The 16,343-nt window shown below is 41.0% G+C and carries 16 protein-coding genes; 4 read left to right on the top strand and 12 right to left on the bottom strand.

The features are described from left to right. Positions 1 to 23: 23 nt before the first annotated feature. A complete protein-coding gene (locus tag MHI51_RS20085; RefSeq protein WP_342409957.1) occupies positions 24 to 1,889 on the top strand; it encodes an LTA synthase family protein in 1,866 nt (621 codons plus the stop codon). Between the two features lie 69 nt (positions 1,890 to 1,958). Here the strand turns inward: MHI51_RS20085 and rbsB are convergent, their stop codons facing one another. The 8 genes from rbsB to MHI51_RS20125 all read right to left on the bottom strand — a co-directional run bounded on the left by rbsB (position 1,959) and on the right by MHI51_RS20125 (position 9,232). Further along, positions 1,959 to 2,882: a ribose ABC transporter substrate-binding protein RbsB gene (gene rbsB / locus MHI51_RS20090; RefSeq protein WP_339187698.1), complete on the bottom strand. Its 924-nt coding sequence runs from the start codon at positions 2,880 to 2,882 to the stop codon at positions 1,959 to 1,961. Between the two features lie 13 nt (positions 2,883 to 2,895). After that, positions 2,896 to 3,864 carry an ABC transporter permease subunit gene (locus MHI51_RS20095; protein WP_076127362.1) on the bottom strand — a complete coding sequence of 323 codons (969 nt, stop codon included), beginning with the start codon at positions 3,862 to 3,864 and terminating at the stop codon, positions 2,896 to 2,898. A gap of 2 nt (positions 3,865 to 3,866) precedes the next feature. Next, on the bottom strand, positions 3,867 to 5,348 hold the full coding sequence (locus MHI51_RS20100) for a sugar ABC transporter ATP-binding protein (RefSeq protein WP_076190602.1): 1,482 nt from the start codon (positions 5,346 to 5,348) through the stop codon (positions 3,867 to 3,869). Between the two features lie 21 nt (positions 5,349 to 5,369). Next, positions 5,370 to 5,765, bottom strand: coding sequence for a D-ribose pyranase (rbsD, locus tag MHI51_RS20105; RefSeq protein ID WP_076183047.1), 396 nt, complete (start codon positions 5,763 to 5,765; stop codon positions 5,370 to 5,372). Positions 5,766 to 5,767: 2 nt separating this feature from the next. Then, a complete protein-coding gene (rbsK, locus tag MHI51_RS20110; protein ID WP_076127398.1) occupies positions 5,768 to 6,646 on the bottom strand; it encodes a ribokinase in 879 nt (292 codons plus the stop codon). A gap of 27 nt (positions 6,647 to 6,673) precedes the next feature. Continuing rightward, positions 6,674 to 7,654: a LacI family DNA-binding transcriptional regulator gene (locus MHI51_RS20115; RefSeq protein WP_076127368.1), complete on the bottom strand. Its 981-nt coding sequence runs from the start codon at positions 7,652 to 7,654 to the stop codon at positions 6,674 to 6,676. A gap of 147 nt (positions 7,655 to 7,801) precedes the next feature. Beyond that, positions 7,802 to 8,269: a DinB family protein gene (locus MHI51_RS20120; RefSeq protein ID WP_076127369.1), complete on the bottom strand. Its 468-nt coding sequence runs from the start codon at positions 8,267 to 8,269 to the stop codon at positions 7,802 to 7,804. Between the two features lie 60 nt (positions 8,270 to 8,329). Continuing rightward, on the bottom strand, positions 8,330 to 9,232 hold the full coding sequence (locus MHI51_RS20125; protein WP_312148331.1) for a LysR family transcriptional regulator: 903 nt from the start codon (positions 9,230 to 9,232) through the stop codon (positions 8,330 to 8,332). 158 nt (positions 9,233 to 9,390) lie between these two features. Here MHI51_RS20125 and MHI51_RS20130 point away from each other — a divergent pair, with 158 nt between their 5' ends. Further along, complete coding sequence (locus MHI51_RS20130) at positions 9,391 to 10,008, top strand: histidine phosphatase family protein (protein ID WP_076276100.1); 618 nt, start codon at positions 9,391 to 9,393, stop codon at positions 10,006 to 10,008. A 62-nt stretch (positions 10,009 to 10,070) separates the two neighbouring features. Here MHI51_RS20130 and MHI51_RS20135 read toward each other — a convergent pair whose 3' ends face one another. Both MHI51_RS20135 and MHI51_RS20140 read right to left on the bottom strand, forming a co-directional pair. Continuing rightward, complete coding sequence (locus MHI51_RS20135; protein WP_036688955.1) at positions 10,071 to 10,316, bottom strand: hypothetical protein; 246 nt, start codon at positions 10,314 to 10,316, stop codon at positions 10,071 to 10,073. A 627-nt stretch (positions 10,317 to 10,943) separates the two neighbouring features. Beyond that, positions 10,944 to 11,495, bottom strand: coding sequence for a polymer-forming cytoskeletal protein (locus MHI51_RS20140; protein WP_076183054.1), 552 nt, complete (start codon positions 11,493 to 11,495; stop codon positions 10,944 to 10,946). Between the two features lie 641 nt (positions 11,496 to 12,136). Between MHI51_RS20140 and MHI51_RS20145 the strand changes: the two genes are divergently transcribed. Together MHI51_RS20145 and MHI51_RS20150 are read left to right on the top strand one after the other, a co-directional pair. After that, positions 12,137 to 13,048, top strand: a complete 912-nt coding sequence (locus MHI51_RS20145; RefSeq protein ID WP_076218183.1) for a LacI family DNA-binding transcriptional regulator — start codon at positions 12,137 to 12,139, stop codon at positions 13,046 to 13,048. A gap of 47 nt (positions 13,049 to 13,095) precedes the next feature. Next, complete coding sequence (locus tag MHI51_RS20150; RefSeq protein WP_076218184.1) at positions 13,096 to 14,361, top strand: MFS transporter; 1,266 nt, start codon at positions 13,096 to 13,098, stop codon at positions 14,359 to 14,361. Positions 14,362 to 14,384: 23 nt separating this feature from the next. On the opposite strand, the gene MHI51_RS20155 is transcribed toward MHI51_RS20150, so the two are convergent. Both MHI51_RS20155 and MHI51_RS20160 read right to left on the bottom strand, forming a co-directional pair. Beyond that, entirely contained in the window at positions 14,385 to 15,137 is a 753-nt protein-coding gene (locus MHI51_RS20155; RefSeq protein WP_405173216.1) for a hypothetical protein, read from the bottom strand. A 136-nt stretch (positions 15,138 to 15,273) separates the two neighbouring features. Further along, complete coding sequence (locus tag MHI51_RS20160) at positions 15,274 to 16,317, bottom strand: phosphotransferase (protein WP_342409963.1); 1,044 nt, start codon at positions 16,315 to 16,317, stop codon at positions 15,274 to 15,276. Positions 16,318 to 16,343: the final 26 nt, after the last annotated feature.

Below are 16,343 nucleotides of genomic sequence, written 5' to 3' on the forward strand. Positions count from 1 at the left end.
AAAGAAAAGGATGGGCATAAGCAATGCCGTTTAAAGAACCTCGTACACTTAGTAAAAGATCCCTGCTATTCTTCTCTCTCATTATGCTTGTAAAAAGCTATTTTGCCTGGTATTTTCTATTTGAAGATGGCCCTACTTGGACCACTTGGCTTAAAGAAATCCCTTTTGTACTTCTAGTCTTTTGCTTGATTGAATGGTTCGCTACGAAACGAAAAATTGCAATTTACATGCTTGTCAATGTATTGATTACTACTCTATTTTTCTCATTAATTGTATATCATAATCATTTTGGCATCATTGCTACTTCGCAAGTATTAGATCAGGTCAAACAAGTGGGAGCCGTAAAGAAAAGTATATTTTCGGTCCTTCGTCCTCAATATATGCTTATCTTTGTGGATATCATTGTCATCAGCTTGGTGATGTTTAGAAAACAGAAAGCGCTGGATTGGAAAAAAGCCATGTCGCGCAAAAGTAACCGTAAAGCGGTGGCAGTCCTGTTCTGTATTTCCATCATCATTTGTGCAATGAATATTTTTCCAAACCGTGCCAGTATGAACGAAACGATTAAAGCGGAACAAATGGGCATTCTTAATTATGAAGCCTACTCTCTGCTAGCTGATCAAGAGGAAGAACAAATTGACGTTTCTGAGATTACGCAATCCACTATTGATAAAACTAAAGGAATTCAAGCTAGCTCTAATCCGGTTTTATTTGGAGCCGCCAAAGGAAAAAATCTAATCATTCTGCAAATGGAGTCTTTCCAGAACTTCTTAATCAATCTAAAGATTGATGGACAAGAAATCACACCAAATATGAACAAGCTTGCCGCCAGCAGCTTCTACTTCCCGCGTTTCTACCAGCAGGTTGGACAAGGCAACACTTCAGATGCAGAGTTTATTGTGAACACTTCTTTTTATGTACCCCCTGATGGTCCAGCTACCCAAATGTACGCTCCTAAAGAGCTTCCAAGCTTACCCAAGCTGCTGCAAGCACAAGGTTACGATACGGCAACATTCCATACGAACGAAGTCGACTTTTGGAACCGTGGTGAGCTTTATAGTGCTTTGGGATTCAATCGTTATTATGATAAAACTTACTTCGGGGAAGAAGACACTGTATTCTATGGCGCTTCTGATGAAGTTTTGTATGAAAAAACAGCTGCAGAGCTGGCAAGAATGGATCAGAATGAGCAACCTTTCTACTCCCATGTAATTTCGATGTCATCTCATAATCCGTTCTCCATCCCAGAGGATAAATACAAAATGACACTTCCAGAGCGATTCGAAGGAACGCTTGTTGGCGATTATATTCGGGCTCAGAATTATGCTGATTATGCGCTGGGACTTTTTATCGATGATCTCAAACAAAACGGTGTGTGGGATAACAGCTTGATCGTATTGTACGGGGATCATCGTGGACTGCCTATCTTCTCTCTAAAAGAGGATGATCATCTCCTACTGGAAGAGATTCTCGGCCATGAATATTCGGAACGTGAATTGATTAATATTCCGTTGATCATGTCAGCGACAGGGATTACAACTCCTAGTGTAAAAGAACAACTAGGCGGGCAAGTGGATATTTTACCTACCGTATCTAATTTATTGGGTGTCTCTCTTGCAGATCATATTCATTTCGGACAAGATCTCTTGAATCAATCAACTTATAACTTACTACCACAACGGTATTACTTGCCTACAGGATCTTTCGTAAATAACGAAGAGCTCTTCTTATCCGGCAGTGGCTTCGAGGATGGCCAGCATTATACTTTATCTGGTAACGGCAACCAACCTCTGCAATCCACAGAAGACGAATTCGAGCGTGCCTTACAGCTGCTCCATTTGTCAGACAGCTATGTTACACAGCTACCGGATAGAGTTATTGAAGAATAAGCTGCAATGTATAGCAAAAAAGACTGTGCTCACCAAATCGGTGAGCGCAGTCTTTTTCTATAATGATTATTATTTTGACTCTTTAACAACTAGTTTAAGCGGTGCCGCAATCAGCTTCTCTACGGTTTTGCCTTCTAATACATCCTTAGCGGCTTGAATGGCTAGTTGGCCAATTAATTCAGGCTGCTGCGCAACGGTTCCTGTTAATTTACCAGCTTCGATGGATTTAAGTGCATCTTCATTTCCATCAAAACCAATCACAGGGATATTCTTGCCTGAACTTTGAATCGCTTCAATAGCACCTAGCGCCATTTCATCATTATGAGCGAAAACTGCTTGTACGCCAGGATTTCCTTGTAGAAGGTTCTCCATAACGGTCAGGCCTTTCGTGCGGTCGAAATCAGCTGTTTGCTTAGCAATGACCTCTAGCTGGCTGTCCGCAATCTCATGGAATCCCTTACCGCGTTCCCGAGTCGCTGACGCTCCTGGGGATCCTTCTAACTCGATGACCTTTGCACCTTTCCCAAGCTGCTCTACAATATATTCTGCTGCCATAGAGCCACCCTTTACATTATCAGAGGCAACAAGAGCTTTGATATCCCCTTGATCTGCGGAACGGTCCAACGTAACGACGGGAATATTTAAACTGTTAGCTGTTTGCACTACCGTCGAGATCGCTGATGAATCCACTGGATTGATCAATAACGCATTCACACCTTTTTGCATCAAATCTTCGACGTCATTACTTTGTTTAGCAGAATCATTTTGGGCATCAATGACAAGGACTTCCAAGCCTTGCTTCTTAGCCTCGGCCAAAACACCATCTTTAACGGATACAAAGAAGGGGTTATTCAATGTAGATATGGATAATCCAATCTTCATATTCTCCAGGCTTCCACCACTGCTAGGCTTAGCCCACTCTGGAGGCTCCAAGGAACAACCTGTCATGAGAATTAATAGTAAGGAAGTAAGAATCAAAGTTAACTTTTTCATGTTGGAATCCCCCTTATACGGCTTTCTTACGGTCTATGAGTACGGCAATGGCAATAACGATCCCTTTGACCACCATTTGGTAAAAAGAGGATACGCCGAGCAAGTTCAATCCATTGTTCAAAATCCCGATAATCAGTGCACCAATCAATGTGCCCACGATACGTCCACGACCACCAGTTAAGCTCGTACCGCCTAATACTACAGCTGCGATAGCATCCAACTCATAAGATGTGCCTGCTGTGGGTTGCGCTGAGTTCAATCTGGAAGTCAGGATCGCTCCTGCCAATGCGGACAACATACCGGTCAATGAATAGATCATTATTTTAATGCGGTCGACTTTAATCCCTGAAATAATAGATGCTTTTTCATTACCACCAATGGCATAGGTTTTACGACCAAATGGAGTTTTGTGCAATACAACCCATAAGACTGCGAAGACGATGATCATTGTTATAGCAGGTACAGGTATTCCCAGTAAATATCCACGGCCAAACAATTGGAAGGTCATGCTGTCTCCGAGACCTGTGATCGGATTACCGTCTGTGTATACAAGTGTTAATCCCCGGAAAATCGTCATGGTCGCCAACGTAGCGATAAATGGCGCCATTTTACCTTTTGTAATCATCAGTCCGTTAACCATCCCCATCACGCCACCCGCTAAACAACCTACAATAATGGCTAAGACAGGATCCCAACCAGACAACATCAGGTTAGCTGTGAAGGCACTGGATAGGGCTAGAATAGAACCCACCGATAAATCGATACCACCCGTTAGAATAACAAAGGTCATCCCAAAAGCGATAAGCGCATTTATGGCAACTTGTCTAAGCAAGTTCAGGATATTAAGGGGCTCCATAAAGCTTGGGTTCAACACCGTAACGATAACAATTAGAATAATCAGCCCTAGTAATGGACCTAGCTTCTGTGTAATTTGCCCGATTTGAAAACCTTTATTTTCTCTCTCACCTTTGATAGTTGTCATTACTATTGCCCCCCTGTAGCTAACGTCATGATTTTTTCTTGCGTAGCTTCTTGTTGTGATAGCTCTCCACTAATTTCCCCTTCATGAACCACTACGATCCGGTCGCTCATTCCTAAGACTTCAGGAAGCTCTGACGATACCATGATAATGGCGACTCCACGCTCTGTTAATTCGTTCATGAGCTGATAGATCTCCCGTTTAGCTCCTACGTCCACTCCACGGGTAGGTTCATCGAGGATAAGCACACTTAAGCCGATCCCAATCCATTTGGCGATGACCACCTTTTGTTGATTCCCCCCGGATAAATTCCGGACTAAAGTGGAGGAAGACTGTGTCTTGATGTGCAGCCGCTTGATAAGTATGTCTACAAATTCTTGTTCTTTTTTATCATTGATTACACCCTTAGGAGCGAAGCTATATAAATTTGTAAGCACCATATTGTCTCGAATAGAGAAATCAAGCACTAACCCTTCATCTTTACGGTCCTCCGTAACGAATCCTATCCCCGCCTTCATCGCATCATTGGGATTTCGAATCGTGACCTTTTCTCCTCGCACCATAATCTCACCACGGTCTAACGATTCCAATCCGAATAAGGTTCTCATCATTTCTGTTCGTCCAGATCCCATTAATCCTGAGAAACCTAAGATCTCACCCGAACGAACGGAGAAATTAACATCTTTAAATTGCCCTTTTTTCGTGGCATTTTTAACTTCAAGAACAACCTCTCCGGGTTTGGAGGTACGCTCAGGAAACCGGTCGGTTAATTCACGCCCTACCATCTTCCGAACTACATCATCGAAGTTAGTCTCTGGAATGGGCTTCGTGTCTACTGTTTTCCCATCTCGCATGACCGTTATTCGGTCACATATCGTAAAAATCTCTTCCATCCGGTGCGAAATATACACGATGGAGACGCCTTCCTTTTTAAGGGAAGTTATGACTTCGAACAATTTCTGGATTTCCCGTTCGGTTAATGCCGCTGTCGGTTCGTCCATGACGATAACTTTTGCATGAGTCATAAGCGCTTTTGCAATCTCAATCATCTGTTTCTCCCCTACCGAACATTCCCCCGCCTCTTGATTTAAGGGAATCGTTACGGAGAGCTTACGAAACTGTTCATTTGCTAACGCTTTCATTTCTTTCATATTTAAGATCCCTAGTTTGGAGGTTCGTTCCTTACCAATAAACAGATTATCTAGAACTGTCATATCCGGCCACACATTCAACTCCTGATGGATAAAAGCGATCCCATAACGTTCAGCCTCTTTAGGATTGTTAAAGTATGTTTCCTGACCATCTATACTAATGGTTCCTTGATCACGCTGATGCAGTCCAATCAAAATGTTCATCAGAGTAGACTTTCCTGCGCCATTCTCTCCCATTAGGGCATGAACTTCACCATCCTTCAGCTCAAAATCCACACCCGTCAACACACGGTTAGCCCCAAAAGATTTATAAATATCCTTCATCGTAATGTGCATATGCTTTGAACCCCCTTTTTATCAAAAATAGACCCCGGCTTGTAAAATACAGTTTGCATACGGCTTAGCTTCCCCCGTACGAATGATGACCTTCGCATGCCGGGTTAACAATTTAAATTGTTCATGTGAAATCGCCTCTATAGGTATTTCCTTAAATTTGTCATTCAAGTATTCAGAAGTGCCTTTATTTTTTGCTGCTAATTCCTCTGCCACGATAACTTTCTCTATGACCATATCCTCTGATATGATTTCGACAATCTCTTGAAAGCTGGGAACTCCCAATTTAAGCGCTAAATCAATCTTTGGAACACCAGATGGAACGGGTAATCCAATATCAGCAATGACAATCGTATCGGTGTGGCCTAAGTCAGTAAGCACTTTGGAAATATGACTGTTTAAGATTCCTTGTTTTTTCATAATTAAAGACTCACCTCCACCTCTACTCTTGTTGGCATGCCACCTTGGGCACCAAATTTTGTGACGGATAAAGAAGCGGCGCGATTGGCAAACTTTACACTAGTTCGAATAGACTTGCCTTCGGCTAGAGCAACAGCAAATGCCGCATTAAAAGTATCTCCTGCTCCAGTGGTATCTATAGCATTCACTTTATAGGTGGGAACTAAAACTTCCTGTTTACCATCGTAATAACGCACACCATTGCTGCCCTCGGTTATAAATAACTTATTGGGGTATTTGCGTAAAGCTTCAGCAGTACTCATCTCAGGAAATAATATTGCACATTCATGTTCATTGGGAGTTAAATAGGTGGCATTGTTTATAATCGTTTCACTGATAGGCCGAGCAGGTGCTGGGTTAAGCAACATAGGCACATTGAATTTATAGCAAATCTCACTTACATAAGACACCGTCTCTTCCGGAATTTCTTGTTGGATTAATACCATGTCAGAGCCTTTAATATTATCAAGTGCCCGTTCAACCAATGCAGGAGTAACTAAATCATTGGCTCCTTTTACAACGATAATGCTGTTATCGCCTTCCGCTAAAATGATGTGAGCTGTTCCACTTTCGACATGTGTAACCGGTTCCACATTGGCGGTAAAAACGCGATTCTTTTTCAGATTATCCATGATAGCGGTACCATAGAAATCATCACCTACACAACCAACCATCGTAACTTCTGCTCCTAGTCGGGCAGCAGCGACGGCTTGGTTCGCACCCTTACCGCCCGGAACGGTGGAGAATTGTTCTCCAAGCACAGTCTCACCCGCGTGAGGCCGCTTATTCGAAGTCACTACTAAATCCATTGAACAGCTGCCAATTACACATATCTTAGCCATATTCATCAACCTTTCTCATGTTGTCATCTATTCTTTACTTCTTGTAGTTTCCCGCTCCACAAAGCTAACGGGTAGTTGAATAATCTTCTCTTCCACCTTATCTTGCTCAATTAGCTTAATAAGTAAACCCGCTGCTTCTCTACCCATATCATGTGCCGGCTGGCGAATGGTGGATAAAGCAGGTGACAACAAGCTGCTGAGCGGGATATCATCAAATCCGATGATTTGCAGATCCTGCGGCACTCTTTTACCTAAACGATGTGCTTCATGAATGACTGCCGTCGCCACAATATCATTACTGGCAATTACGCCATCCGTATCTATATATTTATCAAATAACTCCACTGCCCATTGTTCTGCTACTGTATGGGAGAAGGATGAAGTTTCGATCACATTATAGCTGATTCCCATTTCATTAAGGACTTCAATCGCCCCAAGAAATCGATCTTGTGCTGGTTTGATATGCGCCGGTCCTTGTATCACTGTAATTTTTTTGCTTCCCCGTGCGATAATCTCCTGTGCTGCAAGACGTCCGCCCTTTTTGCCATCTGCGTATACGGAAGGGCTATCATTAGAAGTACGGTCCAGAAATACGACCGGAATCTTCAAGTTAGAATAAACGTCACTCTCAGGGAAATTGGTTGACGATATCATGCCAATGACATTGTTTTGGATAAAGGTTTGAATATAATCCATCTCTTTGTCCTCGTTCTCATCACTATTGCCAAAGATGATCCGATAACCTTGCTCCTGCATCCGATCCTCTATCCCCCGCGCTAACTGCGGGAAGAACGGGTTAGTAATATCAGGCAAGAGCAGCCCGATTAACTTAGATTTCCGCTTGTACAATGATCTTGCAACCTCATTAGGGGTATAATTCATTTCTTTGATCGCTGCCTCAACCTTTTTGCGAGTATCGATATTTACATATCCAGATTCATTTATAACCCGTGAGACTGTTGCTACCGAAACTCCAGCTATTTTTGCGACATCTTTGATCGTCATCATTCTTTCATTCATCCCCCAATGTGTAACCGGTTACATGTATTACATAAATTAGATTATCACATAACCTTTTCATTTACAAATCTTTTTTTCGATCATAAAGCTAACAAAAGATACCAACTATATATCGATATCTTTTATTATTTGAATTTATTTATCTGCAAAGCGATTTAATAATTTTATTGTATTGAAATGCATACCTTCATGGTAAAGTGTGAAATTTATGAATTCACCAATTGAATTTAAGGTTAATCCACTTCCTGTTGTAAGAGGGGTTACTTGCTCACTTAAGCGATTGTGAAAAGCTTCCTGGATCCGTTTGGGTTGCTCCGTAAGCATCTCAAGTAAAACTTCAAGCGTTGGCGGTTCCTCATTCCACTCGGCTGGTTTAGTCCCTTTCGCAAATAAGCGTTCAAAGCTTGCCGGCAATTGCATAAGCTCCCTAGCAGAATGAAAGGCAAACTTCTCTTGCACCAAATAAATATGTCCCAAATTCCATCGGATATTGTTATTAAACCCTTCTGGAATGCTATTCAAAGTTCCCTCAGATAGTCCCTCGACAGCACGCACAGTAACACTACGCACAAACTTAATTTGTTTGAATACAATTTGATCCATTATGACCCCTCCTAATTTTTATCCATAGTTTACCATAAGATTATCTTTAATTTCCTAATATTATTTTATACTTAATTGTTTCATAACGAGCGTAATAAACGACTGCATATAACTTTCTTGAAGTTCCTTCTTTCTGTAGCCCATCCATATCGAATGCTTGGAGACTACATTTTCTACTGCTATTTTAGCTAATGTTCCCTGATCAAGATAAGGTTTCGCCAACAAAGCGGATACATAACTAATTCCATAACCGGCAATGACAGCTTGAATAACTTCATTCACTCCATTAAATTGAAGCCCAATCGTTGGCTGCTGTACACTTCTTTCTTCACACAACCGGACAAGCCGCTCTCTGGCTGCACTGCCCTCTTCCCTCATAATAAATGCTTCAGACATTACTTCTTCAAAGCTAGCCTGCTGATTGGCAATAGGGTGATGGGAAGAAACCACGAATACATACTCGTCCCTATATAACTCCCGATGTTCGAACACTCCTGTATTATGCGAAGGAAACTCCATATCACTGTAAATCGCCACGTCTGCTTCAAAATTATTTAATTTTTCCATGACACCATGAGAATTAGTAGTAGTGATCTGAATGTTAACTTCCGGAAAAGATTGTTTGAATAATGACGCCCACCGGGGAATGAGGATGCTTGTCGCCAAATAATTACCTGCAATCCGCAGATTCCCCTCAGGAAATTTGTGATAGTCTTCAATGATTTGCTGGACTTGATCACCCATGGCAAAAAACTTCTCAAGAGGTTCGATTAACCTTTTTCCTAAAGGGGTGAGCACCATCCTCTTTCCTTTAATTTCAAATAATAAAATATGATTCTCCCGTTCAAACTTACGGATTTGCGCTGATATAGCGGGTTGACTGATATGCAAACGTTCAGAGGCTTTGGTCACACTACCTGTGATCGCAACGTAATAAAACAATTTTAATACATGATAGTTCATCGTCAACTCTTCCTCACTTTATAAAATAATATCTGTATTCGCCGCTTATCCTCAGCTATTTTACTATAACTATACATTATGGATGTTAACTATTATATATTGTTTATTTATATTTATTTATCTTATACTTACAACTATTCATAAGGGAGGTCACGTTAATGACAAAGACAGTATTCTACTTAACCCGCCACGGGCAAACAGAATGGAATTTACAAAAACGAATGCAAGGGCATCAAAATTCTGCGCTTACAGCCTTGGGCGAACAGCAGGCGGAATGGTTAAGAGATCGTTTGGAAGTAGAAAACTTAGGCGCAATTTATTCTAGTACTAGTCCAAGAGCATTGCATACTGCGCAGATTTTACGGGGAAAGCGGAGTTTACCTATTCATCAGCAAGTTTCTTTAATGGAAATTAACATGGGGAGCTGGGAAGGAATGAATACGGATCAGATACAACTAGAATCTCCTTTACAATATTCCCATTTTTTCACCAGACCCGATCTATATATTCCTCTAACCTCAGGTGAAACTTACAAGCAGCTTGAACAAAGAGTAGTGCCGACAATAGAGCGCATCATAAACGATAACGCAGGGCTAGAAGTGCTCATCGTCACGCATCGGATGACTTTAAAAGTCATTATGGCTTATTTTCTCAATAAATCATTGCAGGAAATTGGGGAGTTACCGGATATTCTCTCTACAGCATTATGTAAAGTAACCCTAACTGATAACAATACAACCATCGATCTGTATGGAGATACTTCACATTATCAATGACTATGGGTCAAAAAATAAAAAGGTAACTCCGATTAACGGGGCTACCTTTATAGGGTTCAACATTAAATATCCACACTTTTGATTATAAAACTGCGGACCTTCATCCATTTGCCTGAAATGAATTCATCAATCGTTTTCGTCTTTGGTCTAACGCAAAAGCGGTGTTTTGCCCCTTTATCAAATCCCACAGCTTCAAAAATTAAGCTATCCCCTATTTGCTCCTTGAAGAACACCTGCTTTAATCCCAACCTATTTAACATTTCAAGCTTTACGCTCTCAATATATGTGCGCGAATACTCCTTAGACATATGTGTTCCTCCTAGTAGTGGTAGTAATATTATAAGTCAATATGAAGAAAATCAACAATAGTTCATATATTCATCCACAAAAAAACAACCAGGCAGCGATTCTCCGTTGGAGGTTCACTGCCTGGTGTTTTGGGTCTGCGGTGGTTTGCTTGAGTAGGTTACGAGCTAAGCTTAATCATTCGTAGCTTTCGGATACCCACTCCGTTGTAACGCACTATCTTGTTGAAATTTGTAAGATAACTGCATTCTATACACTTATTCCATATCCACAAGGGCTAATTCTAACTTTAAGTGTATTCTATACAATTAAAAACTTAAGAAATAGCCTGTAGAGTATTAAATCAAGAAAATAGATGTACTAAATACAGCTATTTTTATTGGCCGAGCATTTTGAGCATTTTAGTTGTACAAAATACAGTTAAAACCATCTACTGTACACTTCAATACTCCATTACTTGTTACTTCACAGCTTCCGTCGGCTCTCATATGGTAATTAGATGGGGTGTAGTCCATTATGAGTTTGCCCATTCATACTGATTCCATTTTCCTGAACCTATCCGGATAATTCTATCTATTTAGTCCTTCAACTTCTACATCTACCTAATCGAAATCGAAATCATCACTAACTTATTTAACTTCAGTTGCCCCAGTTACTTTACCTTCAATCCCTGCAGTTGCTTTCACATCTTCGTTTGCGAAGTAAAGATTGCCATCAATAGTCGAGGTTTCATGCAGATTAAATCCGTTCGCTTCTACATAAACATCACCTTTAATGGTTCCGCCTTGAACCCGTAAATTTTCACTTTGTACAGTTAACTTAGGTACAGTGAGTGTGTAATTGGCAGTAACTTTGTGATCAGCGTCTTGGGCATAAAGAGCAATCTTACGGTAGATGTCGCCGTCTGCGGCCCCTTTATCATGGAATTCGCCTTCAACAACAACATCTTGGGCAATCGTCACATCATTTAGAATGGCAATAATCCAATTTCCATCTTTACTTACAGCCTTGGTAAACGCATCTGCTTGATTTACGATTGAAGCTGTAGTAACTGCATCCGTTTGCTCTGTAGTTGGAGCCGTAGTAGCCGCCGAATTAGTCGCATTATTATTATTCGCACCACAACCAGACAAGACTGCAACCGAGACGCCTGCTACTAACATCATTTTAAATAACTTCATTTGAAATCCCCCTTGTTTTTGATTATAAATTAATTATATATTAAAATTTTTAATAAACAGGTGAAAATTTTCACAATATTGTGTCGTTATCTGAAGCGGTTTCACAAAGATCACTAATCTCCATCCGGAATCGTATCCATAAGTAACACCTCATCTCGCTGCCCGTTTTAAGTTCATAGATCTTAATACTTATTTACCCAAATTTTAAGAAAGGTCACAAAGGTGATTAATTCCACACAAAAAGGACACTCCCAACAACTGCGGAAGTATCCTCATAGTCTTTATTACTATAAATCTTTAGATTAGATATTCTCTTGAAAAAGATATGGAACCATCATACTCTACACTTACTTTTTTAATGCTAGGATTATGCAAAACTCCAGCATAAAAATAATACAGCGGAAGGATGACCATTGGGTTAATAAGCATTTTTTCAGCTTTTGCATAAAGCTTGTTTCGTATAATTTAGCTTAAGACGATTATCAAGCAGATCTTCCCAGAGTTGAATCTCAAGGGCTACATTCTTCCATTTCTAGCTACTTAACAGGGTCATCTGACTGCTCTCTCACCCCCCATTGACGCTTTAGAATCAGAATGTTAATCTTTAGAAAATATCACAAGGATAAGGGAGCTATTTACTGGTGAAAAAGACAACCATGAAGGACATCGCACTTCGTGCCAATGTCTCCGTCGCAACAGTGAGCTATGTTCTGAATCGTGTCGGCAACCAAACCATTCCTGAGAAAACGCGCCAGCAGATTCTTCAGCTTGCCGAGGAACTGCATTACATACCGAATCTGGCAGCACGTTCACTTGCGAATCAGAAAACAGGATTGGTCGGTGTGCTTGTTAACACAGCAGCCCATACCCCACACTGGAAGCTCCATGCCCAGTTCTCATTTATACATGCCTTGGAACAACGGTTAACAAATGCTGGTTACCATACGCTGCTATATTCACTTGATGTTGACCAGCCTTCTTTGGATATTATCGTAGAAAGAAAGCTGGAGGCTGTATTTCTGATCGATGTGCGCGAGGAAGCCTTTTATTCGATCTCCAAGCATTTTGTAGAAGGAATTCCTTTGATTCTTATCGACAGCATGATTGAAGATAAACTCTTTAAGCAGGTCCTTTTCAACTATCGAGCAGCTCTGCACAAGGTAAAACCACAGGACCTTTCACAGGTATGTTTAATTATGGAGAGCTTCAATAACTCTTTCCTCACCCGCTTTATTCAGGACAGTCTTCCATTACCTCAAGAAGCGATATTCACCGTTGTCAATTTGGAGGAATTAAATACATTCTTACAGGAGGGGGGCTATAAAGAGGCCATTGTCATTAATGAGTTTATTGGAAGTTACGTTGAAAAAAACGTGAGGTTCGAACAACTCTCTGTTCTTTGCACCTGCAATTGTCCGGAAATATTAGGCGATGACGTTCATAAATTCATTTTCACAGGGGATAAAGCGGCTACTGCATTTGAACTCATGGACAAATTATTGCATCATTCTGACTACTCCGCACAAGAAAATAATTGTTATTTTGTAGAATAATTTTTTTGGCTATTCACTTAAGCGTTTAAGTTGAAAGGAGCATAACTATGCCTGGTCCTGTATTAGTGAAACAAGTTCCCTCTGCTGTTCAAGCTCATCCCTCTCTTTGGGGAAATCGGAGATTCCTGCTGCTACTCAGTTCGTACTCCATTTCCTTATTCGGTAACACTTTTCATAGTATTGCTTTAAGTTTATGGGTACTGCAAACGACCGGCAGCGCCAAAATGATTGCCATCATCACGATAATCAATTTATTGCTTAGTTCTTTGCTCGGATCGATAGGGGGAACTTTTGCGGATAGGGTCAATCGTCGAACCCTCATGCTGATCACAGATCTGATAAGTTGCGGACTCGTAGTGACGCTAGCTTTAGCCATTTCCCTGCCCTCTACTTCGTTCATTATCGTCGCCATACTGACGGGTCTTACGACCATTTCAGCTTTATTCCAGTCCCCGGCATACCAAGCTTCTATCACTACTGTTGTTGGTAAAGAACATCTACAAAAAGCGGTAGGACTGTTGAACTTGTCTGAAAACATCTGCCGGACTATTGGTTATTCCGCCGGTGGGATTTTCGTAGCGAGTTTTGGAGCAGCCGACGCTATTTTATTTGATGGAGCTACATTCTTCCTCTCCTTTCTGCTCGTGTTAGCGGTCCGTTCCCTTCCTTTGCCAACTCAATTAAATAACGTGCCCAAGAAAGAACGGAAATTCACACAGGATTTGATCGATGGAATTCGCTATATTTGGAGGTACCCTTTTGCACGCGCCGTTATGATTATGCTTCCTACCTTAACCTTATTTTTTGTCCCCTCTCTGATGTTAACCCAGGTTATGGCCGTCAACGTATGGGATTCCACTCCCTTTCAGTTTGGACTTATTGAAGCCTGTATTCCACTTGGTTATATGATCGGATCCGGTCTGATCTTACTGCTTGGCTCCAAATTGAAAAACAGAGGTTTCCTTATTATGACTGGACTGCTATGTCTCGGTCCCCTGTACCTCCTGTTATCATTCGTCACTTCCGCTGCGATTGCCATTCCTATCATTCTTGTGATTGGCTTCATGTTCTCATTCTGCACTTTGCTGATTAATACAATCCTTAGGCTGGAAGTTTCAGAAGACATCCAGGGTAGGGTGTTCGGTGTATTAGGTTCTATCATGAGTGTAGCCCCATCCATTGGTCTTACTGCTGTCTCATCCTTGTCTGATCTCTTCAGCCCTGGTCCTGTCATGGGTTCAATCGGAGTCTTACTGCTGCTGTTTGCCTTATCAACTATCACTAAATTAAAGGTAATTCGAAACTACAAGTAATTCCAGAACGTATCCTGTGTTCTTTATCGCCCTCTTTTTCTAATAACGCGTCTAAGATGAAGCTCAAACAGTAAAAGAACAATCAGAAAAATCAATAACAGGAGACCCGCTATTCCAGTTAGAAACGGAAATAGGAGTGGGAAGAAAATACTAGGATAGGCCTTAGTAACATCTGAATAATAGCCCATACCCATAAGGGAGGTACCGGAGAACTCGATTAGCTTGACGCCTAAATGATTGTTGCTTCTTTGCGCATAGCTGAGAACCTCTTCGTCTACTTCTCCGTCTTGTGCAATCGTGATGATTTTCCATTTTCTTGTTTCCATGGGTTGACTATCGTCGGTCAGTCTTTGGACTATATTTATTTGATTCTCACCAGTCTTTCGGTCCTTTACTGTGAGAATATCTATCCACGAAAAATACCTGCTGCCTCTGTCCCGATTGGGTAGCCATAATTCATCAGGGGTGGAGATTTTTTGATCATTTAATAAGAACTGAACTTTGACAATATCACCAGGCGGGACCTTCTCCTCTTCATCCCATGGGGTCAAATCTGCTTTCCTGCCTGTTTTTTCTTCCCTGATTTTAATATTCTTATCATCAACCGTTATCTCTTGTACGTTTATTGGGTTATTTTCTTTTTCAGCATGCTTTATCTCATAACGCTGATTAATTTGATCAGAGATTATGTACTCACGTATATAGTTGAACAATGGGTTAAAAGAAATCGCCAACAAAAATAGCGAGACGCCAGATATAACTATAAACTTCTTCATAAGTCCTCCTTTTTAACGTACAGTCAGTTTAAACTTTTGGCGTGAACCCCCTTCCGGTCCATCGGAGCACACTCATCCATTTATATCTTCCTTCGTAGCGTTAATAACATTCATAAATAAGTTCTCCTTTAATAGATTAGGCACTACCTTCCTCTAAATCTCCCAACCATAATAAACATTGTGGAATAAAATCTGCGTAGTTCTGTAATGCATTAATCGTACGGATTACCTCACAAGTACCCAGCTCCCGTTCTGCGTCATCCGAGCTCTCCAGTCCTAGCGAACGTCTGATATTGTAAGCTAACCATTCTAATTTTCCCAAAAAGCCATAGTTGAGCACAACCTGCCAATCCGCATAAATCTCTCCGCCATGCTCCAGATAGCTGTTAATCAAATTTGAGAATGCCTTTTTGCTTAAATCTCCCGATTCAGAACCTGACCAATATAAAGCTACATCTATCAGCTCTAACGTCGGATGAATAGGTCCTGCTGCTTCCCAATCGATTATTATTGGAACTTTCCGCTCATCCCACAAGACATTTTTGGGGTCTAAATCCCGATGGCTGATAACATAATGATTCGTCAATAGACTCGCTGATGAATGAATCAATGACTCCCAATTCTCTATCTTATGCAGGTGATCTGCCAGCAAGCTTGACCATTCTGCACTCTGCTGCTCTCCTTTGAGAGCAAGCTCTTTCCAATTGGCAACTGCAGTATTAGACGCTTTAAGCGTTTCAAAGTGATGATCATCCGTTCCCTGTGAGAAATCGATGATGTGGAGCTGCGCAAGAATTGCCCCAATCTTTTTACAACAATCTAAATCTATTTCATCTAAAGGTAATGCCTTCCCCTGAACCCATGGAAACAATAAATAAAATTGCCCTTCAACCTCGTGCATACTACTGCCATTAGATACAATTGCCGGAACAGCATGGATTCCCTTTTGATAAGCCAGATTCGCAACCATTTCAGAAAAAATATAATTGGACATTGCTGTATCTCGTTGCATAATTTGAGGATTTAAGGCCTTTACTGCGTATTGCGCTTTATCCGTTTGCAGGCGATACATTCTGTGCAAGAGTCCGCCTGTTATCGGTTCAGGTTCATTCATCAACAGACCCAGATTATATTTGGCACAAAGTGTAGCGAATTTTAAATTATAGCTTATATTTTCCATGTTATGTATTCCTTTCTGTGTGAGTA

Source organism: Paenibacillus sp. FSL H8-0260, assembly GCF_045040625.1.
Classification (GTDB): domain Bacteria; phylum Bacillota; class Bacilli; order Paenibacillales; family Paenibacillaceae; genus Paenibacillus_AQ; species Paenibacillus_AQ odorifer.

What these genes read in the sequence shown, in the direction of transcription:
- MHI51_RS20085 (WP_342409957.1), top strand. Translation starts at nt 24, where the DNA reads ATGCCGTTTAAAGAACCTCGTACACTTAGTAAAAGATCCCTGCTATTC.
- rbsB (WP_339187698.1), bottom strand. Translation starts at nt 2,882, where the DNA reads ATGAAAAAGTTAACTTTGATTCTTACTTCCTTACTATTAATTCTCATG.
- MHI51_RS20095 (WP_076127362.1), bottom strand. Translation starts at nt 3,864, where the DNA reads ATGACAACTATCAAAGGTGAGAGAGAAAATAAAGGTTTTCAAATCGGG.
- MHI51_RS20100 (WP_076190602.1), bottom strand. Translation starts at nt 5,348, where the DNA reads ATGCACATTACGATGAAGGATATTTATAAATCTTTTGGGGCTAACCGT.
- rbsD (WP_076183047.1), bottom strand. Translation starts at nt 5,765, where the DNA reads ATGAAAAAACAAGGAATCTTAAACAGTCATATTTCCAAAGTGCTTACT.
- rbsK (WP_076127398.1), bottom strand. Translation starts at nt 6,646, where the DNA reads ATGGCTAAGATATGTGTAATTGGCAGCTGTTCAATGGATTTAGTAGTG.
- MHI51_RS20115 (WP_076127368.1), bottom strand. Translation starts at nt 7,654, where the DNA reads ATGATGACGATCAAAGATGTCGCAAAAATAGCTGGAGTTTCGGTAGCA.
- MHI51_RS20120 (WP_076127369.1), bottom strand. Translation starts at nt 8,269, where the DNA reads ATGGATCAAATTGTATTCAAACAAATTAAGTTTGTGCGTAGTGTTACT.
- MHI51_RS20125 (WP_312148331.1), bottom strand. Translation starts at nt 9,232, where the DNA reads ATGAACTATCATGTATTAAAATTGTTTTATTACGTTGCGATCACAGGT.
- MHI51_RS20130 (WP_076276100.1), top strand. Translation starts at nt 9,391, where the DNA reads ATGACAAAGACAGTATTCTACTTAACCCGCCACGGGCAAACAGAATGG.
- MHI51_RS20135 (WP_036688955.1), bottom strand. Translation starts at nt 10,316, where the DNA reads ATGTCTAAGGAGTATTCGCGCACATATATTGAGAGCGTAAAGCTTGAA.
- MHI51_RS20140 (WP_076183054.1), bottom strand. Translation starts at nt 11,495, where the DNA reads ATGAAGTTATTTAAAATGATGTTAGTAGCAGGCGTCTCGGTTGCAGTC.
- MHI51_RS20150 (WP_076218184.1), top strand. Translation starts at nt 13,096, where the DNA reads ATGCCTGGTCCTGTATTAGTGAAACAAGTTCCCTCTGCTGTTCAAGCT.
- MHI51_RS20155 (WP_405173216.1), bottom strand. Translation starts at nt 15,137, where the DNA reads ATGAAGAAGTTTATAGTTATATCTGGCGTCTCGCTATTTTTGTTGGCG.
- MHI51_RS20160 (WP_342409963.1), bottom strand. Translation starts at nt 16,317, where the DNA reads ATGGAAAATATAAGCTATAATTTAAAATTCGCTACACTTTGTGCCAAA.